This window comes from Sulfurihydrogenibium sp. YO3AOP1, from assembly GCF_000020325.1.
Lineage (GTDB): Bacteria > Aquificota > Aquificia > Aquificales > Hydrogenothermaceae > Sulfurihydrogenibium.
The window spans coordinates 1,737,181-1,758,431 of the sequence record NC_010730.1; the positions used below are offsets into that span (position 1 = coordinate 1,737,181).

At 32.4% G+C, this 21,251-nt stretch carries 24 protein-coding genes; 17 read left to right on the forward strand and 7 right to left on the reverse strand.

Features of this window, described 5'->3' with window-relative positions; genetic code table 11:
• Positions 1-2 precede the first annotated feature (2 nt).
• From SYO3AOP1_RS08565 to SYO3AOP1_RS08590, 6 genes are all read left to right on the forward strand, one after another.
• On the forward strand, positions 3-734 hold the full coding sequence (locus tag SYO3AOP1_RS08565) for a pyridoxine 5'-phosphate synthase (protein WP_012460329.1): 732 nt from the start codon (positions 3-5) through the stop codon (positions 732-734).
• A gap of 32 nt (positions 735-766) precedes the next feature.
• Positions 767-2,581, forward strand: a complete 1,815-nt coding sequence (gene glmS, locus SYO3AOP1_RS08570; RefSeq protein ID WP_012460330.1) for a glutamine--fructose-6-phosphate transaminase (isomerizing) — start codon at positions 767-769, stop codon at positions 2,579-2,581.
• A 106-nt stretch (positions 2,582-2,687) separates the two neighbouring features.
• Positions 2,688-3,644: a pilus assembly protein PilM gene (locus SYO3AOP1_RS08575; RefSeq protein ID WP_041674615.1), complete on the forward strand. Its 957-nt coding sequence runs from the start codon at positions 2,688-2,690 to the stop codon at positions 3,642-3,644.
• Positions 3,641-4,255 (forward strand): PilN domain-containing protein, encoded by a 615-nt coding sequence (locus tag SYO3AOP1_RS08580; protein ID WP_012460332.1) that lies wholly within the window; start codon positions 3,641-3,643, stop codon positions 4,253-4,255. The genes SYO3AOP1_RS08575 and SYO3AOP1_RS08580 overlap by 4 nt, the downstream gene beginning before the upstream one ends.
• A complete protein-coding gene (gene pilO / locus SYO3AOP1_RS08585; RefSeq protein WP_012460333.1) occupies positions 4,255-4,935 on the forward strand; it encodes a type 4a pilus biogenesis protein PilO in 681 nt (226 codons plus the stop codon). Before SYO3AOP1_RS08580 ends, pilO begins: the two co-directional genes overlap by 1 nt.
• Positions 4,936-4,989: 54 nt before the next feature.
• Complete coding sequence (locus SYO3AOP1_RS08590) at positions 4,990-5,223, forward strand: hypothetical protein (protein WP_012460334.1); 234 nt, start codon at positions 4,990-4,992, stop codon at positions 5,221-5,223.
• A 425-nt stretch (positions 5,224-5,648) separates the two neighbouring features.
• Here the strand turns inward: SYO3AOP1_RS08590 and rny are convergent, their stop codons facing one another.
• From rny to rpmI, 6 genes are all read right to left on the reverse strand, one after another.
• A complete protein-coding gene (gene rny, locus SYO3AOP1_RS08595) occupies positions 5,649-7,343 on the reverse strand; it encodes a ribonuclease Y (RefSeq protein WP_012460335.1) in 1,695 nt (564 codons plus the stop codon).
• Positions 7,344-7,345: 2 nt separating this feature from the next.
• Entirely contained in the window at positions 7,346-7,894 is a 549-nt protein-coding gene (locus SYO3AOP1_RS08600) for a 5-formyltetrahydrofolate cyclo-ligase (RefSeq protein ID WP_012460336.1), read from the reverse strand.
• Between the two features lie 286 nt (positions 7,895-8,180).
• Positions 8,181-10,592 (reverse strand): phenylalanine--tRNA ligase subunit beta, encoded by a 2,412-nt coding sequence (gene pheT, locus SYO3AOP1_RS08605; protein ID WP_012460337.1) that lies wholly within the window; start codon positions 10,590-10,592, stop codon positions 8,181-8,183.
• Positions 10,589-11,623 carry a phenylalanine--tRNA ligase subunit alpha gene (pheS, locus tag SYO3AOP1_RS08610; RefSeq protein ID WP_012460338.1) on the reverse strand — a complete coding sequence of 345 codons (1,035 nt, stop codon included), beginning with the start codon at positions 11,621-11,623 and terminating at the stop codon, positions 10,589-10,591. Before pheS ends, pheT begins: the two co-directional genes overlap by 4 nt.
• 13 nt (positions 11,624-11,636) lie before the next feature.
• Positions 11,637-11,993, reverse strand: coding sequence for a 50S ribosomal protein L20 (gene rplT / locus SYO3AOP1_RS08615; protein ID WP_012460339.1), 357 nt, complete (start codon positions 11,991-11,993; stop codon positions 11,637-11,639).
• Positions 11,994-12,022: 29 nt separating this feature from the next.
• Positions 12,023-12,229 carry a 50S ribosomal protein L35 gene (gene rpmI / locus SYO3AOP1_RS08620; RefSeq protein WP_012460340.1) on the reverse strand — a complete coding sequence of 69 codons (207 nt, stop codon included), beginning with the start codon at positions 12,227-12,229 and terminating at the stop codon, positions 12,023-12,025.
• A 549-nt stretch (positions 12,230-12,778) separates the two neighbouring features.
• On the opposite strand from rpmI, the gene SYO3AOP1_RS08625 reads away from it, so the two are divergent.
• The 11 genes from SYO3AOP1_RS08625 (at position 12,779) to SYO3AOP1_RS08675 (ending at position 20,608) form a co-directional block, all read left to right on the forward strand.
• On the forward strand, positions 12,779-13,369 hold the full coding sequence (locus SYO3AOP1_RS08625; RefSeq protein ID WP_041674812.1) for a 50S ribosomal protein L25/general stress protein Ctc: 591 nt from the start codon (positions 12,779-12,781) through the stop codon (positions 13,367-13,369).
• Positions 13,370-13,939 carry an aminoacyl-tRNA hydrolase gene (pth, locus tag SYO3AOP1_RS08630; RefSeq protein ID WP_012460342.1) on the forward strand — a complete coding sequence of 190 codons (570 nt, stop codon included), beginning with the start codon at positions 13,370-13,372 and terminating at the stop codon, positions 13,937-13,939.
• Positions 13,940-14,008: 69 nt separating this feature from the next.
• Positions 14,009-14,323 (forward strand): 30S ribosomal protein S6, encoded by a 315-nt coding sequence (rpsF, locus tag SYO3AOP1_RS08635; protein ID WP_012460343.1) that lies wholly within the window; start codon positions 14,009-14,011, stop codon positions 14,321-14,323.
• Positions 14,324-14,338: 15 nt separating this feature from the next.
• Positions 14,339-14,752 carry a single-stranded DNA-binding protein gene (gene ssb, locus SYO3AOP1_RS08640; protein ID WP_012460344.1) on the forward strand — a complete coding sequence of 138 codons (414 nt, stop codon included), beginning with the start codon at positions 14,339-14,341 and terminating at the stop codon, positions 14,750-14,752.
• A gap of 25 nt (positions 14,753-14,777) precedes the next feature.
• Positions 14,778-15,017, forward strand: coding sequence for a 30S ribosomal protein S18 (rpsR, locus tag SYO3AOP1_RS08645; protein ID WP_012460345.1), 240 nt, complete (start codon positions 14,778-14,780; stop codon positions 15,015-15,017).
• 11 nt (positions 15,018-15,028) lie between these two features.
• Positions 15,029-15,478, forward strand: a complete 450-nt coding sequence (gene rplI, locus SYO3AOP1_RS08650; protein WP_012460346.1) for a 50S ribosomal protein L9 — start codon at positions 15,029-15,031, stop codon at positions 15,476-15,478.
• Positions 15,479-15,487: 9 nt separating this feature from the next.
• Positions 15,488-16,900 carry a replicative DNA helicase gene (gene dnaB / locus SYO3AOP1_RS08655; RefSeq protein WP_012460347.1) on the forward strand — a complete coding sequence of 471 codons (1,413 nt, stop codon included), beginning with the start codon at positions 15,488-15,490 and terminating at the stop codon, positions 16,898-16,900.
• A gap of 1 nt (position 16,901) precedes the next feature.
• Positions 16,902-17,645 (forward strand): ABC transporter permease, encoded by a 744-nt coding sequence (locus SYO3AOP1_RS08660; protein WP_012460348.1) that lies wholly within the window; start codon positions 16,902-16,904, stop codon positions 17,643-17,645.
• Positions 17,645-18,715 (forward strand): LptF/LptG family permease, encoded by a 1,071-nt coding sequence (locus SYO3AOP1_RS08665; RefSeq protein ID WP_012460349.1) that lies wholly within the window; start codon positions 17,645-17,647, stop codon positions 18,713-18,715. The genes SYO3AOP1_RS08660 and SYO3AOP1_RS08665 overlap by 1 nt, the downstream gene beginning before the upstream one ends.
• A gap of 38 nt (positions 18,716-18,753) precedes the next feature.
• Positions 18,754-19,488: a pseudouridine synthase gene (locus SYO3AOP1_RS08670; RefSeq protein WP_012460350.1), complete on the forward strand. Its 735-nt coding sequence runs from the start codon at positions 18,754-18,756 to the stop codon at positions 19,486-19,488.
• A complete protein-coding gene (locus tag SYO3AOP1_RS08675; protein WP_012460351.1) occupies positions 19,481-20,608 on the forward strand; it encodes an MFS transporter in 1,128 nt (375 codons plus the stop codon). Before SYO3AOP1_RS08670 ends, SYO3AOP1_RS08675 begins: the two co-directional genes overlap by 8 nt.
• On the opposite strand, the gene SYO3AOP1_RS08680 is transcribed toward SYO3AOP1_RS08675, so the two are convergent.
• On the reverse strand, positions 20,596-20,982 hold the full coding sequence (locus tag SYO3AOP1_RS08680; RefSeq protein WP_012460352.1) for a cupredoxin domain-containing protein: 387 nt from the start codon (positions 20,980-20,982) through the stop codon (positions 20,596-20,598). The two genes, SYO3AOP1_RS08675 and SYO3AOP1_RS08680, sit on opposite strands and share 13 nt — an antisense overlap.
• Positions 20,983-21,251: the final 269 nt, after the last annotated feature.

Sequence of the window (21,251 nt, forward strand, 5' to 3'; positions counted from 1 at the left end):
AAATGAGACTTGGAGTTAATATAGACCATATAGCGACCCTTAGAGAGGCAAGAAAAACAACAGAGCCAGACCCAATAAAAGGAGCTTTAATAGCCATTGAAGCTGGAGCTGACCAAATAACATTACATCTAAGAGAAGATAGAAGACACATACAAGATGAAGACTTATTTAGATTAAAGTGTGAACTAAAAGACACAAATATCCCTATAAACTTAGAAATGGCGCCAACCTATGAGATGCAAAATATAGCATTAGAAGCACTGCCAAACAACGTCACCTTAGTCCCAGAAAAAAGACAAGAAATTACTACAGAAGGCGGATTAGATGTTGTCTCTATGATAGATTACCTTAAAGATTTTATTAAGCCAATAAAACAGCAAGGTATTACAGTTAGCCTATTCATAGACCCAGACTATGAGCAGATAGACGCATCTGTAGAAGTAGGTGCTGATGCGATAGAGATACATACAGGCGAATACGCAAATGCTTATGGTAAAAATGTAGAAAAGGAACTTGAAAGAATAAAAAAAGCTGCAAAATATGCTAAAGAAAAAGGTTTAAAAGTGTATGCAGGACACGGTCTAACATATCAAAATGTTTCAGAGATAGCAAAGATAAAAGAAATTGAAGAGTTAAACATAGGACATTCTATTATTGCAAATGCCGTATTCTTGGGATTATACGAAGCAGTAAAAAAGATGAAAGAGATAATCTTAAATGCAAGGAAAGAGTGAGAAAGTGAGAGGATACCTGGAGGAAATAGTAAATGTGTGGAATTGTTGGTTATATAGGACATAGAAAAGCAGTACCGGTGCTACTTCATGGACTTCAGAGATTAGAGTATAGAGGGTATGATTCTGCAGGTATTGCTGTCTTGGATGAGAATAAAAAACAGATAATTATTGAAAAGCAGGTTGGTAAAGTAAAGGATTTACAAGAGTATTTATGGGGTAAGGATATAAATGGTTCGATTGGTATAGCACACACAAGATGGGCAACCCATGGACCACCATCTATAGAAAACGCCCATCCACATATAAGTAAAAGTGGAACTATAGCAGTAGTTCACAACGGAATAATAGAAAACTACGCTTCATTAAAAGAAATGCTTATAAACAAAGGCTATACTTTTAAATCTCAGACAGACACAGAAGTAATCGCACATCTTATAGAAGATTTATACGATGGAAATCTTTTAAATACTGTTTTAAAAGTGGCAAAACAGCTTGAAGGAGCTTATGCTATTGGAGTTATCTCTACCTTAGAGCCGGATAAAATAATAGGACTAAGAAAGGGTAGCCCCTTAATCGTCGGGCTTGGAGAAGGTGAAAACTTTATAGCTTCCGACATACCAGCCATTTTAGAATACACTAAGAAATTTATTACTCTTGATGATGAAGAAATAGCAGTTTTAACAAAAGATAAAGTAGAAATTTACGATATAAACGGAGATAAAAAAGAAAAAAAGCCATTTACTGTGAACTGGGACATAGCTGCTGCTGAAAAAGGTGGTTATAAACACTTCATGTTAAAAGAAATATACGAACAACCAAGAACAATCACAGATACGCTTGCAGGATTTTTTTCAAACTTAGACAATCCTGTTTTTAGGCAGTTGGATAAAATTCAAAATATTGTGATCATAGCTTGTGGAACATCATACCATGCAGGATTAGTCGGCAAATTCTGGATAGAAAAGTATGTAAAAATACCTGTTATAGTTGATTATGCTTCTGAGTTTAGATACAGAGACTTTCCGGTTTCAGATAAAACATTGATTATAGCAATCAGCCAATCTGGAGAAACGGCAGACACAAGATTTGCAGCAATCGATGCAAGAAGAAAAGGAGCAAAAGTTTTATCTATTGTCAACGTGGTAGGTAGTTCTTTATCAAGAGAAAGTGATTATGTTTTATACACCTACTGCGGTCCGGAGATTGGAGTTGCAGCAACAAAAACTTTTACAGCTCAGCTAATTACATTATTACTTTTTGCTTTAAAATCAGGGCTTGAAAGTGGAAATATAACAGCGTCGGAATTTGAAGAGTATCACAAAAAGTTAAACCATTTACCAGTGCTTATAAACGAAGTTTTAAAAGAAGATAAGATCATAGAAGAAATTTCTTATAAATACCATAATGCTAAGGATTTTCTATTCTTAGGTAGAGGTTTAAATTATCCTATTGCGTTTGAAGGAGCATTAAAACTTAAAGAAATCTCTTACATCCATGCAGAAGGATACCCAGCCGGAGAAATGAAACACGGACCTATTGCACTGATAGACGAAAACCTTCCGGTGGTATGTTTAGCTCCAAAAGATAGCTTATATGAAAAGATGATCTCTAATATTCAAGAAGTAAAAGCAAGAAAAGGTATCGTAATAACCCTTACAGATTCAGAAGATAAAGAGATAAAAGAACTTTCAAATGAAGCTATTAAAATTCCTTCTGTTTCAGATGAAAACCTATATCCAATAGTTTTATCAGTTCCATTGCAATTACTTGCCTACCATATAGCTGTTATACTTGGCAAAGATGTTGACCAACCAAGAAACTTAGCAAAAACTGTTACGGTAGAGTAAAAAATTATAAGTTATAAAACATAGGCAGTTAACTTTCATTTTTTAAACTTTAAGAAAATTTTTCCGAAATGATTTATAGTATTATAAATATAATAATTTCGAGGAAATGAAATTGGATAAAATTAAATTACCATCCTTAGATAGGTTTTTACCCATTTCCAAAAAAAACAAAGTGTTTACAGGAATAGAGCTTGATACAGATTATGCAAGAGTGTCAATTTTAGAGAAAGATGGTGAAGATTTAATATTTTCAATTATGCCATTTGAAATACAGCTTACTGGAGATAATGAACAAGATGGATTTATCTTAAGACAGGAACTTGAAAGAAGAGGTTTAAATGTAAAAATTGCCAATTTTAGCATTCCTGTGTCAGCGGTCTTAATTAAAAATTTAAAACTCCCAAAAGTTAGTGAAAAAGAAATGATTGATGCAATAGAATGGAATATTAAAGAAGATATAGAAAACTTAAAAGCTGAAACTGTTTACGATTATTCAATAATACATGAAGATAAAGATTTTTATGATATTGTAGTTGTCATTGCGAAAAATAAACAAATAAATCGAGTATTAGAAGTCGCGGAAAATGCTAAGATCGAAGTTGATATAATAGAACCATCAGCAATGGCATTATTAAACTTGGCATTTTTACAAAAAGAAAAGGTTGATAAGAACAAGGAAGAAAAAAATATCTGTTTGATCCATCTTGATAAAAATGATTCTTATTTGTTATTTTCTAACAATAATGTAATAATACAACCAATAGAAATGAATTTTAAACTTTACGAAATGCTCGATCCAGACGCAAAAGAGCAAGAAGTTATGAGATTAATAAATGAGATAAATTATTTCTTCCTTACATTACAAGAACCAAAAATAATATATACTTCAGGATTGTTTGTAAAGTATCCAGAAATAAAAGCATATACACAGTTAAAATTTAGTACAAGGTTTATTCTTGAAGATATTGATTCAGTTCTTTCATTAAACATAAAATATAGTGGTAATTTTCCGATACAAATTTATAATACATCAATAAGCTTAGCATATAGAGGGTTAGAATGATAAAAATAAACCTAAATCCAGGAAAGAAAAAAAGAGGATCGGCTGTAGCCATACCATCTATTAGTCTAAAATACTTAAAATTGGAAAATGTAAATAAATTTCTCGTAATCTTACTACCGGTTATTTTAATAGTGAGTTTATTATTTTATTACTTTTACTTAGAATTGCAAATTAATAGCCTGTATCAAAGAAAAACAGAACTTGTCGCAGAAAAAGAAAAATTAAAGGCTATAGAAAACAAAATAAACCAACTAAAAAAAGCAATAGCCGAGCAAGAGAAACAAAAAGATAAGTTAGAGTTAAGATTTAAAACTTTTCAATATTTAGCAGATTCAAGAAAATCTTTAACACCAAAATTGAATAGTGTTGTTTTACCAATACCTGATGGATTATGGCTTGAATCTGTTGAAATATCAAAAGACTCCGGAAAAATTACTGGAAATTCTCTCAAGCCAGAACTTATAGCAAGATACTATAAATCTCTTAGCAGTTCTTATAAAGATATCGTCTTTAATGCAACAGAGAAGAAAACGTCACCAGCAAATATTATTTTCTATAATTTTACACTCGAACTTAAAAATCAAACTGCAGAAAAAAGAGAGGGAGTATAATGGATTTAGTGAATATAAAAGAACAATGGGAAAAAACTCCAAGATGGCAAAAAGCTTTTTTATTAATTGCGTTAACAGGTGCAGTTTTATATCTTATCTTCATAATTTTAATTTCCCCAAAATATGATGAGTATAAAACTTTAAGCGAAGATGTCCAGAATCTTGAAAAAGAGTTGGAGCTTTTAAAATCATCTGTAAATCCACAAATTCAACTTGTCTTAGAAAAAAAACTACAACAGGTTAAAGCCAACCTAAAAAACATTGAAAACAAACTTGAAGTAATGAAAAAAATTATCCCGCCAAAACCAAATTTAGATGATATTTTAGATGTTGTATCTTTAAGCGCAAAGAAAAGTATGTTAACTTTAAACTCTTTCAAAGTTGAAAAAGAAGAAGATGTAATCCTATATTACAATAAAAATACTGATAGGTTAGAGGTGTTTAATCCTACGCCAAATAAGGATAAAAAGGAAGAGCAGAAAATTCCAGAAAATGCTATAAAGCTTAAAAAAATCAGCATTACTGCAAATGTTTCTGGAAATTTTAATTCTATAAAAAACTTTTTAGATGAGATAGCAAAGTCTGAAAGATTTATAAGTGCAGAGAATGTTTCTATAAAAAAAGAGGGTGGAATGTTAAATGGGGTAGTGAATCTTGCAATTTATTATTTGCCAGAATGATTTAAAGCAAAACGTGAAACGTAAGACGTGAGAGGTAATTATGGAGGATATATTATGAAAAAAACTTTAATTTTATTAACATTATTGAACATAGGATTTTCTTATGCTGGGAAAGTGGATTTACCTCCACTCCCAGATATAGGACCTTTTACAGGATTAGAGGCAACGGTTGGTTATATTCAAAAAGAGAATGGTGAAAAGTTTATGGTAGTAGAAACGCCAGAAGGAACAAAGCTTGTAAAAGTAAAGACAAGTCCGAAGGAATTGATTGAGAAAAACGTTAAATAAACTTTGAAAATAAAAACATGAAAAAATACTAAAAAAGACAGCTTTAAAACGGATGTTCTGATAGTCTTATTCTAACCGTTAACAAAAAATCTAAAGATTGGATGACAAAAAAGTTTGTGAAATTCGTCATTTTGCCATTCCCAGTATGAGAGTGTTCCAAATTTTGACTAAGTTTAAAAATTAATTAACCTTTTGATTGTCATTCTGAGAGAAGCGAAGAATCTCCTTCTTTTCTTACCTCTCATTTCTCACTTCTCCATTTCTCATTTTTAAAAGAGGAGATCCTTCAGACTAAAGTCCTCAGGATGACGAGAAAAGGTAAACTTACAAAAATTTTAGAACAGTCTCGGTTTTAGCAATTCCTCCCCTACCTTTTGTAAGGTGGGGACTTTCTTGCTAATATTATTAAATAAAATTAATCTGTTTTACTTTGCCACTTCGACAAATCTTGATTCCCTGATTGTTACGACTTTTATCTGTCCTGGAAAATCAAGCTCATTCTCTATTCTTTTAGCAATTTCTTTTGTAAGTAAGTATGCTTCTTCATCGGATAATTTTTCTGCATTGACGATAACTCTAACTTCTCTACCTGCTTGAATTGCAAAAGATTTTTCTACATTTTCAAATGAGTTGACTATAGCCTCTATTTTTTCAAGTCTATTTATGTAAGATTGTAATACTTCTCTTCTTGCTCCTGGTCTTGCAGCAGAAAGTGCGTCAGCAGCAGCAACTAATACAGCTTCCGGGTATCTTGCTGGCTCGTCTCCATGGTGGTAAAGGATAGCATTTATTGCATAATCTGGCTCTCCATATCTTTTTGCAATCTCAGCACCAACCTTAGAGTGGGCACCTCCAACTTCATGAGATATTGCTTTTCCTATATCATGCATAAGTCCGCCCCTTCTTGCTTTCTTTTCATCAAGTCCAAGCATTGCAGCCATCATACCTGCTAAGTATGCAACCTCTTTTGTATGAAGCAGTACGTTTTGTGTATAAGATGTTCTGTAGTTTAATTTTCCAATGTAGTAGAAAAGTTCAGGATGGACGTCAGTAAATCCAAGTTCTAAACATGTTTCTTCTCCAAGCTTTCTTATATGCTGATCCATTTCTTCTTTCACTTTTTCAACAACTTCTTCAATTCTTCCTGGGTGGATTCTTCCATCTGCTATAAGTCTTTCTAAAGCTGTTTTTGCTATCTCTCTTCTTAATGGGTCAAAGGATGATATTGTTACTATATCTGGTGTATCATCAATGATTAAGTCAACGCCTGTTGCAAGCTCAAAAGCTCTTATATTTCTTCCTTCTCTTCCGATGATTCTTCCTTTTATGTCATTGCTTGGAAGGTCAACTACCGAGACAGTATAAGATGTTGTTACTTCTGGTGCTAATCTTTGTATTGCCGTCACAAGGTTCCATTTAGCTTCTTTTTCTGCCTGTTTTCTTGCCTCTTCTTCTATCTCTCTCATTAATTTAGCAGCTTCAAGTTTAGCCTCTTCTTCAACTTTCTTCATAAGCTCTGCTTTTGCTTCATCTTTTGTCATGCTTGCTATTCTTTGAAGTTCAAGAATGTATTGCTGTTCTGCATTTTTTAGCTTTTCTTCTCTTTCTTTTAAAATATTTTCTAAAGCTCTAATCTCTTCTTCTAATTTGTGTATTTCTTGCTCTCTTTTTGTTATTTCCTCTTCTTTATGTTCAATTCTTGCAAGTCTCTTTTCTAACTGGGACTCTCTCATCAAAAGCTGTTTTTCCAAGTTTTGAAGCTCTTCTCTCTTTTGTTTAAGCTCATTTTCAAGCTCTTGCTTTCTCTTTAAAAGTTCTTTTTCTATAATGAATTCTTGTTGTTCTTTAAGCTTTAAAGCCTCCCTTTCTATTTCTGAGGCTTTTAGCTTAGCTTCTTTCTCAATCTCTTTTAAAATTCTTTCAGCTTCTCTTTCAGCTTCTTTTTTGATTCTTTCAGCTTCAGTTATTGCTTGTTTTTCAATCTCTTCTTTTCTTTCTAATACTTTTTTGTACTCTTCTTCTTTTTCTTTTAGTTTTTTCTCAATTGTTATTTTGCTTGCATAAAATCCGGCTCCGCCTGCCAAAATTGCAGAAGATAAACCAACTAATATTTCTGTCATTTTTAATCCTCCTTTTTTGTTTTGTAAATTTGTGTGGGTGTAATAATATAGTCCATTTTAACATCATGAGGGTCATGTGGAATTTTGTCTAAAATTTGAAAATCAAATGCCAAACCAACTTTAATAACTGGTTCAATTTTTGGCAAAAATCTGTCATAGTAACCTTTTCCGTAGCCTAATCTGTACCCATGTATATCAAAGGCTACAGCCGGGACGATCACTACGTCAATTTTTCCTTCATAAACATTCCCTCTTGGCTCTTTTATTCCGCCGTAACCAATATACAAATTTTCTAAATCATGAATTTGAATAGGTAGAATATCGGGTCCTTTAACTTTTGGAAGTAGTACGATTTTAGAAAGATTTAATAGATGGTTGATTATAGGTTTTGTGTCAACTTCTTTTCTGTGGGGATAGTAGAGCATAAATACATTATAGTCAAAAAACCATGATAAGGTTAGAAGGTTTTTTAGTACTTTAAGAGAATCCTCTTCCCAATCTGGATAAACTTCTCTCTTTGTAAGTATCTTTTTTCTTATTTCTTCTTTCAATGTGACCTCCCAATTTCTTGGAAGGTCAGGGCTGAAAAAGGCCCCCACAGAAGCCGACGGGATGGTTAGCCATGCTCTGAGCACAGCCCCAATAAGTGGGTGGTCGCACTGTAAGACCTTCGAGCTTCGTAGAGAAGCTACCTGGTCTTTACAGAATGTAGACCTCCCTTTTCTTTGTCTATAGCCCAGAAAAATCTACACCATCCCTATCGTACCCCGCAGGTAAGCCTTATGTAATTTATATAAAATAAATTTATCTTCAAATCTTTCAGCTCCTGATTCCTTCCTAAGTTCTTAAACTAATATCAGGATAATTTAATTTAAGTTTATTTAAAATTTCTTCAACTATGATATTGACCTCTTCGTCAGACAAGCTTTTCTCTGGATTGAAAAACTCAACGTTAAAGGCAACGCTTTTTTTATTTTCAGATAAGAAATATACATCAAAAAGTTTAACTTCTTTTACGTATTTAGAAGCTTTTAATATATCTTCTTTAAGTTTGCCAACCTTTACACTTTCATCAATTACAAAGGCAAGGTCTCTATAAGCTGATGGGAATTTTGGCAGTTCTTGGAATACTACCGGCTCTTTTTTAAGATAGTATGTGAAAAGATATCCATCTAACAAGCTTTCCTTTTCAATCTCTCTTGGAACATGTCTTAATTTTAACTCTGCTACGTAAGTGTCTTTTGGTATTTCAAGCTTATGTGCTATCTCAGGATGGATTTTTCCAATAAATCCTATGTCATAGCCGTTGACCTGTATGTTTGCAGATCCATATGGATGTAAAAATACTTCTATATTTTCATCTGTAAGCTGATAGTTTTTGATTCCAAGCTTATTAAGCAGATTTTCTACTACACCTTTTAGCTTTAAAAAGTTCCAACTGTGAGTTGTGCTAAATCTTCTTTCTTTTTCTGTGTAGTTAAACCCCTCAACAAGCTTTCCAACTGCTAAACATCCTACTCTTATCTCTTCAAAATCCTTAAAGAATGTAGATGAAAGCTCAAAAATAGATAAATCTTTTCTTCCAAATCTTAAGTTTTCTTTTAGGTTTTCAAGCAGGCTAACTACAATCCTATCTCTTAAAATGCTGTGGGATTTTAAGATATAGTTAGTTATTTTAATCTCAGGAATAGGAAGTTTTAAAGCATTATAGATTTCTTCTGATGTGAAAGTGTAGTTTAAAACTTCTGTAAATCCATTATCTAAAAAGTAAGTTCTTACTTTGTTATCAAAGTCATAGTATAAAGATTTTTCATACGCTTCAACCGGAACTCTTGGATAGGTTGGTGTAAAGTTGTCATAACCATAAATTCTTGCTACTTCTTCAATTAAATCGATCGGTCTTTCTAAGTCATAAGCTCTAAAGGGTGGAATTTCAGCGTTGATCTGATTTTCTTGAATTTGGGTAGGTATTTCTAATCTTTCTAAAGTAGATTTAATCTCTGACGCCTTGATTTTTTCACCAAGAACTTTTTCTACAAACTCCGGCTTTAATACTACCGTCTTTGGTGTGTAAGGTTTAACGTAGACATCTTTATAAGCTTCAACTTCTCCGCCGGCTAAGTTTAAAATCAACTGGGTAGCAAAGTTTGATGCTTTAGATGTATGCTCTACATCTACACCTCTTTCAAATCTGTAAGAAGAATCTGTTAAAATTCCAAGTCTTTTTGATGTTTTTCTAACGCTTGCCGGGTCAAAAACTGCTGCCTCAAGCAAGATGTTTTTAGTATTTTCATCAATCTTGGAGTTTTCTCCACCAATAACGCCGGCTATAGCTAAGGCTTTTTTACTGTCAGCTATTACTACATCGGTAGGTTTTAACTCTTTTTCTTGACCGTCCAAGGTGATTATTTTTTCACCCTCTTTCGCATACCTGACTGTTATACCACCTTCAAGCTTATCAAGGTCAAAAGCATGCAGTGGCTGCCCTTCTTGAAGTAATACATAGTTAGTAATATCAACGATGTTGTTTATTACAGATATACCGGATTTGATAAGTTTTAATCTAACATCAAGAGGTGAGTTTTTAATTTTTACATTTTTTATAATTGTTCCAATGTATCTGTAAACTTTGTCTGTTTCAATATTGATAGCTGTTTCTTTGTCTGTTAAAACAGGCTTTGGCTGAATTTCTTTTCTTTTTAGATTAAAAATAGCTCCAATCTCTCTTGCAAGCCCTCTAACACTTAACGCATCACCTCTGTTTGGCGTAATTTCTATCTCTAAGATATAGTCTTCTCCAAGACCAAGAATCTTATTTGGGTCTGCTCCTACCGGCGTGTTTTCGTCTAATATAAAAATACCTTCTGATTTTTCTTCTACCTCAAGCTCTTCCAATGATAGAAGCATTCCTTCTGAAGTATAAGAACCAAAAGATACTGCCTTTATTTCTCTTCCTTTTATTAAAGCTCCAACCTTTGCAAGAATTACAACATCATTTTCTTTTACATTATCAGCACCGGTTATGATTTGATATTCTCTACTGCCATCGCTAACCTTACAGATATAAAGCTTATCTTTTTCTGGATGTTTTATGACTGATAAAACTTTTACAGTCGTTAGATTTGGAATATACTGCCCAAATTTATAAAAAGTTGCTTCAATGCCTGTAGTGTTTAGCTTTACTACTACATCTGAGACTGGAATGTCTATATCTATAAACTCTTTTATCCACGAGTAAGGGACTTTCATTCTATACCTCTAAACTGAAGGTTGAATCTTAGGTCGTTTGTAAATAGGAGTCTGATGTCCGTTATTTGATATCTAAGCATTGCTATTCTTTCTATTCCAAGTCCAAAAGCAAAGCCGGTATAATCCTCTGGGCCTATGCCGACAGCTTTAAACACATTTGGGTCAACCATTCCACAACCAAGAATTTCAAGCCATCCTGTATTTTTGCAAACCCTGCATCCTTTACCTTTGCAAACAGTGCAACCTACATCAACCTCAGCTGACGGCTCTGTAAATGGAAAGTAACTTGGTCTAAATCTGATTGGAATATCTTTGCCAAAAATGTTTTCTAAGAATATTTTTAAGATACCTTTTAAATCTTTGAAGCTTACGTTTTTATCGACCATCAAACCTTCTATCTGATGGAACATTGGCGAGTGGGTTGGGTCCATATCCTTTCTATAAACTCTTCCTGGAGCTACTATTGCAATAGGTGGCTTTTTCTTAAGCATACTTCTAATCTGAACTGGCGATGTGTGAGTCCTAAGAAGCATGCCGTTAGATGTATAAAAAGTATCCTGCATATCTCTTGCAGGATGATGCTCCGGAATATTTAACATTGTAAAGTTATAATCTTCATATTCAACTTCCGGACCGCTTTCTACGGTAAAACCCATAGATTTAAAGATTTCCGTAATCTCTTTTAACGTTGTTAAAACAGGATGAGAAGCAGAAGGCTCAAACCATTCTGCCGGTAAAGATATATCTAATCTTTCTTTTCTTAAAATTTCTTCAAGCTTCTTTTTTTCAATTTCTTCTTGCTTAGCTTTTAATGCTTCTTCTAAAAACTCTTTAATAGAGTTTGCAAGCTGCCCAACTTCTTTTCTTTCCTCCGGTGATAAACTACCAAGAGATTTTAAAACAGAAGTAATCAATCCTTTTTTTCCAAGATATTTGACCTTTATTTCATTTAAAACTTTTTCATCAAAAATATCTTGAACTTCTTTTTTAATCTCCTCTTTAAGCTGAAGAAGTTGAGCCTTTATATCCATAAAAGCCTCTTGCTTAAGCTGCTTGTAATGCTTTTTTAGCAGTTTCTACTAATTTTGCAAAAGCTTCCATGTCATTTACAGCCATATCTGCAAGGATTTTTCTGTCAAGCTCAATTCCAGACTTTTTAAGTCCGTTGATAAATTGGCTGTAGCTTAGTCCGTTTAATCTTGCAGCTGCGTTAATTCTTGTGATCCAAAGTGCTCTAAACTGTCTTTTTCTATCTTTTCTATCTCTGTAAGCATAGTTTAGAGAGTGCATTACTTGTTCTTTAGCTCTTCTGTAAGACCTGTGCTTTTGTCCGTAGTATCCTTTTGCGAGCTTTAAAATCTTCTTTTTATGCTTCTTTGACGACGGTCCTTTAACTCTCATTTTAAATTACCTCCTTAATTTTTTTTCGATTAAACATCGTTTGGTAAAAGTGCTTTCACTTTATGCTCTAAATTCTTTGGAACGTATTGTGGCTTTCTTCCTTGTCTTTTTCTTTTAGAAGATTTTTTAGTGTTGTAGTGAGAAACTCCGCCCTTTGTGTACTTAACTTTTCCGGTAGCAGTGATTTTTAATCTTTTAGCTGCTGTTCTATTAGTTTTCATTTTAACCTTTGCCATAAAATATTCCTCCTTTATAAAAATTGTAAGAAATAATTATATCATATGATTTATGCTTTGGGTGATAAATTGGGAATTTTGATAAAACTAAAGCCTTAAATAAGAGGAAGAGTAATGGAAACAAAATTAAATAGACGCTTCACTTCTTGCATCTCACTTACGTACGGGCAGTTCATGAACTGCCCCAACATCCAACCTCTCACTTTCTCACTTTTAATAATCTATGGCTGCAACTGAGAACCTTTTAATCTTTAATTTTAAAGCACTCTCATACAACAACTGAGGCTGTTCCAAAAAAATTTTGATAAAGATATTATCTTGCCTGTCATTCTGAGCGTAAGCGAAGAATCTCCCCCTTTTTACCTCTCACTTACTCACTTACTCACTTTTTTTAAAAGAGGAGATCCTTCGGACTAAAGTCCTCAGGATGACAAAAAAGGTAAACTTACAAAAATTTTAAAGCACTCTTATACAACAACTTTCAAAAAAATACAAATTTGTGATATAATACTTTTTTACTTAAATTTTACAAGGAGGAAGTTTAGAATGATTCAAACCATAGAATGGAAAGCATTGCCAAGAGAAAAAGCTGTTAAAAGCGAATTAAAAAATTACAGAAAAAAAGGCTATTTACCAGCAGAGGTTTATGGCAAAGGGCACCCGAACATTTCAGTTTACATCAACAAAAAATCATTACTTTCAAAACCACACGGAAACTTCTTAATCAGTTTAGTAGTTGAAGGAGATCCGGAGCCAAAATTATGCATTTTAAAAGATATTCAATACAGCTACTTAGGAGATGAACCTATTCATGTTGACCTTTACGAAGTAACACAAGGCTTGGAGCTTGATATTGAAGTCCCTGTTGAATTTACCGGAAAAGCTATAGGCTTGGAAAAAGGTGGTATCTTTGAAGCTCATTTACATTCTATCTTAGTAAGAACAACTCCAAGGAACATTCCAGAAAAAATTGTTATAGACGTTTCTAATCTTGATTTAGGAGATGTTCTCCACGTTAGAGATATCCAAGCTCCAGAAGGTGTGAAGATTATGACACATCCAGAAGAAGTTGTTGCGGTAGTTTCTGAACCAGAAGTTGAAGAAGTGTCAGCCGAAGAGGGAGAAGGAGCAACAGCATAATTGATTAAAGCAATAATAGGGCTTGGCAATCCGGGTGAGAAGTATAAAAACACTCGCCATAATGTAGGCTTTATGGTTGCTGATTTGGTTGCTAAGTCTTTAAACTGCGATAGAAAATATAGAGAGAAAGCTTTTTCTCACATTTTCGAATGTCCTGATTATGACGTTATTATTGCAAAACCACAAACTTATATGAATTTAAGTGGCAATGCGGTATTAAATATACTTAAAGACTATAAAATAAAACCATCCGAAATCTTGGTTGTTTACGATGACTTAGACCTGCCACTTGGAGCAGTGAGATTAAGGTTAAAAGGTTCAAGTGGTGGGCATAATGGGATAAAATCTATTATTAATACAATTAAGACAGAAGAATTTCCAAGATTAAAAATAGGAATAGGCAGGCCAGAAAAAAAGGAAGAAGTATCTGATTATGTTTTATCGCCTTTTACGAAAGAAGAAAAATTCTTATTAGATAAAGTTTTAGCTCATGCAAATGAATGTATTTTAAATGTGTTAAAATATGGTATAGAAAAATCTATGAATATGTGTAATAAAAATTTAGTATGAAGCCTTGCTTTCCTGCAAATTGGCGGGAAGGCTGATTTACATAAAAATCATCCAAAAGGAGGAAGATGTATGAGACATTACGAGTTAGTTTTTGTGCTTAAGCCAACTTTGTCTGAAGAGGAAATCAAAACCAGAGTTCAGGCTATCAAGGATTTAATCCAGCAAAATCAAGGTGAGATTTACAATGAAGAAAACTGGGGAAGAAGAAATCTTGCCTATCCAATCAACAAGTTCAATTCTGGATACTATTTCTTAATCAATTTTAAAACAGGAAATAGCAATCTACCGGCAACATTGGAGTACAATTTAAGAATCAATGAAGATGTAATTAGATTCTTAAACATGAAATTAAAAACTCCTAAAGCTACTGCTAAAGGAGAATAAAGAGGTGGCATAATTATGCTTAACAGAGTTATGTTAATTGGAAGGCTTACAAGAGACCCAGAAGTTAGATTCCTTCCCAGTGGTATGCAGGTAACAAGTCTCTCTATAGCTGTAAGTAGAAATTTTAAGGACAAGAACGGTGAGTGGAGAGAAGAAACTTCCTTTTTTGACATTGAAAGCTACGGAAAACTTGCTGAAAGATTAGGTAGTCAGTTGAGCAAAGGATATCAAGTTCTTATTGAAGGATCATTAAGGCAGGATAGATGGGAATCACCTTCTGGCGAGAAAAGAAGTAAGGTAAAAATTGTAGCAGATAGAATAGCTTTAATTGGAAAGCCCGGAGATAGAAATATTAAATCGACCTCAACAGAGGAAGACCTTAACATACCAGGCGAAGATTTTGAGTCAGATGAAGATGTACCATTTTAAAAATTTTTTAAGGAGGAAAATAAAAATGGCTAACGTTACTCAAAATAAACCATACTTTCAAAAAAGAAAAAAATACTGCAAATTCTGTGCAGAAAAAAAAGAGCCAAATTACAAAGATATTGAAACATTGAAAGAGTTTATATCTGAAAGAGGTAAAATAACTCCAAGCAGAATTTCTGGAACCTGTGCTAAACATCAAAGAAAATTATCTGTTGAAATTAAAAAAGCAAGACAACTTGCTTTAATACCTTACGTAATTGTTTAAGGAGGTGAAATATGAAGGTTGTTTTAACTAAGGACGTAGAAGGCTGGGGAACTATTGGTGATGTTATAGAAGTTAAAAAAGGTTTTGCAAGAAACTATCTTATTCCAAGAGGGTTAGCATTAGAATTAACAGAAGAGAATAAAAGATTTATTGACAATATTTTAGCTCAAAAAGCAAGAAAGCTCCAAAGAGAAAAAGAGAAAGCTTTTGAATTAGCTAAAAAATTAAACGGCGTTGAAATTGAAATAGAAAGACCAATCGGTGTAACTGGAAAAATGTATGGTTCTGTTACAACATCAGATATTACTGAAAAATTAAAAGAAAAAGAACTTGAGGTTGATAAGAAAAAAATAATGCTTAGAAGCCCAATTAGAAATCTTGGAAGCTACAATATCCAAGTTAAATTACATCCTGAAGTATCAGCAACTATCAAAGTACACGTAGTACCAGAATCTAAATAATAGAAAGCCATGGAAACTCTAAAGGATTTGCCCTTCCTGCCTTATGATGAGGATGCAGAAAGGGCAATCCTTGGAAGTTTAATCGTTTACCCAGAAATCACAGACTCAGTCCTTACCAAGCTAAAAATTGATGATTTTTATCTTCAAAAACATAAAATCATTTATGAAACTATTATTGATTTATTCAACCAAGGTAAACCTTTAGAAATAATCATTTTAAAAGATGGATTAGAAAAAAAAGGAAAATTAGAATTTGTAGGAGGAATAAGTTATTTATACCAACTTTCCGAAGAAAGCGTTCCGCCTGATATAGCGTTTCAGATTGTTGATATTATCAAAGAAAAATCCGTTTTAAGGTCTTTAATAGAATCTGCACAAAAGATAATTGCCAAAGCAAAAAATAAAGAATCTGATATTAACAGTTTATTAGAGGAAGCAGAAAGTATAATTTTTCAAGTAACAGAAAATAAAGAAGTAGTAAATTATTACAGCCTTGGAGAAGTTTTAAAAGAGACTTTAAAAATAATTAATGAGCTTTCAAAAAAAGAAACAGTAGTCACAGGAATACCAACAGGATTTTATGATTTAGACAGATTAACCACCGGATTTCACCCGGGTGATTTAGTCATAATCGCTGCAAGACCGGGTATGGGAAAAACAAGCTTTGCGTTATCAATTTTACATCATTTATCCGTTGTAGACGAAGTTCCGTCTGCATTTTTCTCATTAGAAATGTCAAGACAACAAATTGCAATGAGACTTCTTGGAGAAGAATCTAAAATTCCACTTAAAAAAATAAGGTCTGGATTTTTAAATGAAAGCGAGATTGAAAAATTAACAGAAGTTGCACTAAAAATGATAAATGCACCATTGCATATAGATGATACTGCCTCTTTATCTATCTTAGATTTAAAAGCAAAGGCAAGAAGGTTAAAGAAAGAAAAAGATATCAAGATAATCGTTATTGACTATCTACAATTACTTCGTTCTCATAGAAGAGTAGAAAATAGACAGCAGGAGGTAGCAGAAATATCAAGAGGGTTAAAGGCTTTAGCAAAAGAGCTTGGAATTCCTGTTGTAGCTTTGGCACAGCTTTCAAGGCAAGCAGAAATGCGAGCGGACAAAAGACCACAGCTTGCAGACTTAAGAGAATCTGGTAGTATTGAGCAAGACGCAGACCTTGTTTTATTCATACATAGACCTGAGTATTACAAGAAAAATCCTTCACCACAAGAAGAAGGTTTAGCGGAGATAATAATTGCAAAACAAAGAAACGGACCAACCGGCACAGTTCATTTAGCATTCATCAAAGAAATAACTAAATTTGAAAATTTAGCTAAAACAAGTCATAATATAGAAGAAGATATTTATGAAGAAGAGCAGGAATTTATAGAAGAGTCTGAAGACGGAGTAGATTTTTAAAATGGGTGTAATAAATTCTTTAATAGAGCATACAGGAAACATAACAATTTTTTTTCTTAGAACGTTATTATCTTTTAAAAAATTTCCAAAGATAAAACATATACTTAAATACATGGAAGATATTGGTGTCAATGCTGCACCTTTGATAGTATTAACTGGATTTTTTACTGGTGGTGTTTTAGTTGTAGAGACTTATCCAACCTTTCATAAATTCAACGCTGAGTTTTTGATGGGAGCTTTGGTATCATTGTCTCTTGCAAGAGAATTATCGCCTGTTTTAGTAGCTCTTTTAGTTACTGCAAGGTCTGGTTCTGCAATTGCTGCAAATATAGGCACAATGAGAATAACGGAGCAGATAGATGCTCTTGAAGTTATGGCAGTAGACCCAATGAGATATCTTGTTGCTCCAAGAATAATTACAGCAATACTAATGGTGCCATTCCTGACAGTTTTATCCTATACAAGCGGTGTAATCGGTGGATACTTTACATCTGTTTATGTTTATGGGATAAATGAATATATGTATTGGGAAAAATTAAAAGATTTTACAGAACTCAAGGATATTATGGGTGGTTTATATAAATCTGCTGTGTTTGGTGTTATTCTTGTTACAATAACAGCTTATTTTGGGTACATTACCAAAGGTGGTGCAGAAGGTGTTGGTAGGTCAACAACAACTGCTGTAGTTGTTGCATCAGTAGTTATATTAATCCTTGACTATTTCCTAACTGCACTTATTTACTGATGCGAATTTTAGATGCTTATATTTACAAAAAGCTTTTTGTATATTTACTTATCATTTTTCCATCTTTCTCAATAGTCTCTGCTTTAATTGAGCTTATTGAGATTTTAAAAAAGGCAAAAACTATAGAATTTAGCACTTTAACTTTGTACATCCTAACAAAGCTTCCTGAAAATGCCTATTATATAATCCCGATTTCTTTAATAGTAGCATCTTTTATGTTTATTAATGACTCAATTAAAAGTAGAGAAATTTATCCAGTTATACTAAATGGAATATCCTTAAATTATATCTCAATAAGAATTATAATTTTTTCAATCTTGGTTGTGATTTTACAGGTCATAAATTTAGAAACCGTTATGCCAAAAACTAATCAGATATATCAAACTTTATATTTAAAGTTAAAAAATCAGCAAGAAGATGAAAAAGTCAAAGGCATAGCTTATAAAATGTGGCTAAAGATAGGGGAAAATCAATTTTTATATTTTGATTTTTTTGATTTAAACTCAAAGGTTGGAAAAAAACTTATATTTATTAGCTTCGATAAGGAGTTTAACCCAATTTACAGATTAGAAGCGGAAGATTTTAAAGTTAGCTTAGATAAAATTGAAGTATCAAACGGAAGATTGATAAAAATAAATAGTTTAGATAACATTATAGTTGAAAAATTTGACAAGAAAATTTTAGATATAAATATTGATGTAGAGAATATAAAAAAAATTATCCTTGCTAAAAAACCTGTGTCAATTTCAGAGCTATATAAAATAGCTTCCATATCTCAAGCTTATGGTTATGAATCATATTATTTTTGGAGTAAGTTTTATGAAAAGTTGGCTACAGTTATAGCACCTTTTGTTTTAACTGTTTTCATTCTTGGATTTATATGGACTAACAATAAGCTTTACATTACTTCAGGATTTTTGGCAACAGTATTTTACTGGTATGGAACATCATTAATATCTGCCGTTGCTGAAGTTGGTAATATTCCGTATTTTTCTATATTCTTTTTTGATGTTGTATTTTTAGTGATTGGTTTTTATATGTTAAACAGTAAAAAGGTAAGTTTTTCGTGATAATATATTTTTTAAATTAAACATAAAGGAGATTTATCATTAGATTAGACAAATTTTTATCAAATCAAGGATTTGGTAGTAGAAGTCAAGTTCAAAAGCTTATAAAAAAAGGTTTTGTCAAAGTAAATGATGAGATTGTAAAAGACCCATCTTATCATATAGACCCAATGAAAGATAAAGTCGAGCTTGAAGATGAAGAGATATTGTATAAAGAAAATCATTATTTTATGTTAAATAAACCTGCCGGTTACATCACAGCAACAGAAGATGAAGAATATCCAACAGTTCTAGATTTATTCTCAGATTTACCGATAGCTTCTAAGCTCTTTCCGGTAGGAAGGCTTGATATAGATACAGAAGGACTTTTAATTCTAACAACAGATGGACAATTTGGACACAGGCTTTCTCACCCAAAATGGAATATAGAAAAAGAATACTATGCAATCGTTGAAGGAGACATTTCTAACATTGATTTTTCTGAGTCTGAAAATAAAGGAATATATCTAAAAAAAGAAAAATATCAAACGAAACCATTTAAAGTAAAAGTCTTAAACACTTCAAAAGATAAATCAGAGATTTTAATCACACTTACAGAAGGCAAGTATCATATTGTTAAAAGAATTATGCAGGAGCTTGGATATCCTGTATTATATTTAAAAAGAATTAGAATAGGCAATCTAAAACTTGATGAAGATTTGCTGCCCGGCGAATTTAGAGAGCTTACGGAAAAAGAAATAAAAGATCTAAAAAAACTTATAAAGATGAATGATTAAAAAAATTTTTGCATTTTCACTTTTTGATTTCGGCGAAACTATTCTTTCGGCATTAGTATACTCAACATTTTTTCCTTTATACATCAGTCAGCATATAGACCCAAAGATTTACGCTGTTGTTTATGGAATGACTTTTTTAATCTCATTTTTGTTTGCATTACAGCTTGGAAAAATTGCAGACGAAAGAGCCAAAAGAAAACATTTTTTTATCTACTTTGTGATTTTAACAGCTATTTTCTGTTTATCCTTAGGCTTAACAACTTCGCTACCTGTCATTTCTTTAATTATTTTCTCTTTAATGTCTATATCACATCAACAAAGCTTTGTTTTTTATAACTCTCTACTTTTAAACTTTGAAAGCAAGGGCTTAGCATCAGGGTTTGGTGTATCCCTTGGTTATGTTGGTTCTGCCATAGCTTTAATATTCTTTGCTAAATCATTAAATATTCCAGAAGTTTATTATTTTGTCGGAGCAATTTTTCTAATTTTTTCAATGCCGGCGGTTTTGTTTTTAGACAATCCATCTGTTAAGCAAGAATTTAAAATTAAAGAAATCTTAAAAGATAAAGCTTTTATGCTGACTATCTTAGCCATACTTAGTTTGACAGAAGTAGCAAACACTTTAATCTCAATGATGAGTATATACTTAAAAAACGTTTATGGTTTTGAAAATGTAGAGATTTACAAAGTTATAGGATTTTCTGCTATTGGTGGAATTTTGGGCGGTGTATTCTGGGGCAAAGTCTCTGATTTAATCGGTCCCGGTAGAGTTTTTTCTGTTGGATTTTTTCTATGGGCATTACTTTTGATGATTTTACCTTTTACACCAAAAAACTATGTTCTTTTAGCAGGATTTTTTGCCGGTTTTTCTTTAGCACATCTTTGGACTGTTTCAAGAGTTTATATAATCCATAATTTTCCAAAGGAGCAAGTATCAACAAGAATGTCTTTTTTGTCTCTTACTGAAAGAGTAGCTTCAACCATTGGTTTATTTTTATGGTCTTTTTTGCTTTGGATTAGTAACGATGATTATAAACTTTCTGCCTTTTTGATGTCTTTTATTCCGTTATCCGGATTTTTTGTTTTTCTGTACTCTAAAAAGAAATATTATTCAACATAGATATCCCCCTTTGTAGGGAAAACATCTGAGCAGTAAGGACATGTAAAGATATGATGCCCGGGAAATGTCATTTTAACCTTTATTTCTTTAGTTTCTCCTTGTTTTATGTTTTCTACCATTATATCGTATGGTGGAAGAATGTAAAAACAGTGTCCATAGTATTTTTGAGAAGTATCTTGACCAATGCCTTCATCAACGGCTGTAATTCTAAACAGTACAACCTGACCTTTTTTTAGCTTAATAACATTAGGCTGATAGCCTTCTTTTGATACTTTTATATCAACAACAACATCAGGTTTTTCCTCTGTTTTAGTAGTGCAGGATATAAATATAAAACTTATTAGAAAGACGAGAAATATTTTTAAAAAGTTCATAGAAATTTATTATAACAAAATTTAGTCGGATTTTAGTTAACGTGAATGTAAATTTAATTTTTAAACGAAAGCAAATTTTTAGTAAAATAGATAAAAGTCAATAAAGGAGACATGGATTGAAATTTAGCTTTTTGAATGGAAAAATAAGATTTGGTAGGAGAAATATAAAGGTCTTTAAAAGAATGTCATATAAGCGGTTCTTTTTTTATTCATTCTTAGGCTATGCCCTAAAAACAGCCGTGTTTGTTGCAGTGATTTATTTAATTAAA

What these genes read in the sequence shown, in the direction of transcription:
- SYO3AOP1_RS08565 (WP_012460329.1), top strand. Translation starts at nt 3, where the DNA reads ATGAGACTTGGAGTTAATATAGACCATATAGCGACCCTTAGAGAGGCA.
- glmS (WP_012460330.1), top strand. Translation starts at nt 767, where the DNA reads ATGTGTGGAATTGTTGGTTATATAGGACATAGAAAAGCAGTACCGGTG.
- SYO3AOP1_RS08575 (WP_041674615.1), top strand. Translation starts at nt 2,688, where the DNA reads ATGAAATTGGATAAAATTAAATTACCATCCTTAGATAGGTTTTTACCC.
- SYO3AOP1_RS08580 (WP_012460332.1), top strand. Translation starts at nt 3,641, where the DNA reads ATGATAAAAATAAACCTAAATCCAGGAAAGAAAAAAAGAGGATCGGCT.
- pilO (WP_012460333.1), top strand. Translation starts at nt 4,255, where the DNA reads ATGGATTTAGTGAATATAAAAGAACAATGGGAAAAAACTCCAAGATGG.
- SYO3AOP1_RS08590 (WP_012460334.1), top strand. Translation starts at nt 4,990, where the DNA reads ATGAAAAAAACTTTAATTTTATTAACATTATTGAACATAGGATTTTCT.
- rny (WP_012460335.1), bottom strand. Translation starts at nt 7,343, where the DNA reads ATGACAGAAATATTAGTTGGTTTATCTTCTGCAATTTTGGCAGGCGGA.
- pheT (WP_012460337.1), bottom strand. Translation starts at nt 10,592, where the DNA reads ATGAAAGTCCCTTACTCGTGGATAAAAGAGTTTATAGATATAGACATT.
- pheS (WP_012460338.1), bottom strand. Translation starts at nt 11,623, where the DNA reads ATGGATATAAAGGCTCAACTTCTTCAGCTTAAAGAGGAGATTAAAAAA.
- rplT (WP_012460339.1), bottom strand. Translation starts at nt 11,993, where the DNA reads ATGAGAGTTAAAGGACCGTCGTCAAAGAAGCATAAAAAGAAGATTTTA.
- rpmI (WP_012460340.1), bottom strand. Translation starts at nt 12,229, where the DNA reads ATGGCAAAGGTTAAAATGAAAACTAATAGAACAGCAGCTAAAAGATTA.
- rpsF (WP_012460343.1), top strand. Translation starts at nt 14,009, where the DNA reads ATGAGACATTACGAGTTAGTTTTTGTGCTTAAGCCAACTTTGTCTGAA.
- ssb (WP_012460344.1), top strand. Translation starts at nt 14,339, where the DNA reads ATGCTTAACAGAGTTATGTTAATTGGAAGGCTTACAAGAGACCCAGAA.
- rpsR (WP_012460345.1), top strand. Translation starts at nt 14,778, where the DNA reads ATGGCTAACGTTACTCAAAATAAACCATACTTTCAAAAAAGAAAAAAA.
- rplI (WP_012460346.1), top strand. Translation starts at nt 15,029, where the DNA reads ATGAAGGTTGTTTTAACTAAGGACGTAGAAGGCTGGGGAACTATTGGT.
- dnaB (WP_012460347.1), top strand. Translation starts at nt 15,488, where the DNA reads ATGGAAACTCTAAAGGATTTGCCCTTCCTGCCTTATGATGAGGATGCA.
- SYO3AOP1_RS08660 (WP_012460348.1), top strand. Translation starts at nt 16,902, where the DNA reads ATGGGTGTAATAAATTCTTTAATAGAGCATACAGGAAACATAACAATT.
- SYO3AOP1_RS08665 (WP_012460349.1), top strand. Translation starts at nt 17,645, where the DNA reads ATGCGAATTTTAGATGCTTATATTTACAAAAAGCTTTTTGTATATTTA.
- SYO3AOP1_RS08675 (WP_012460351.1), top strand. Translation starts at nt 19,481, where the DNA reads ATGATTAAAAAAATTTTTGCATTTTCACTTTTTGATTTCGGCGAAACT.
- SYO3AOP1_RS08680 (WP_012460352.1), bottom strand. Translation starts at nt 20,982, where the DNA reads ATGAACTTTTTAAAAATATTTCTCGTCTTTCTAATAAGTTTTATATTT.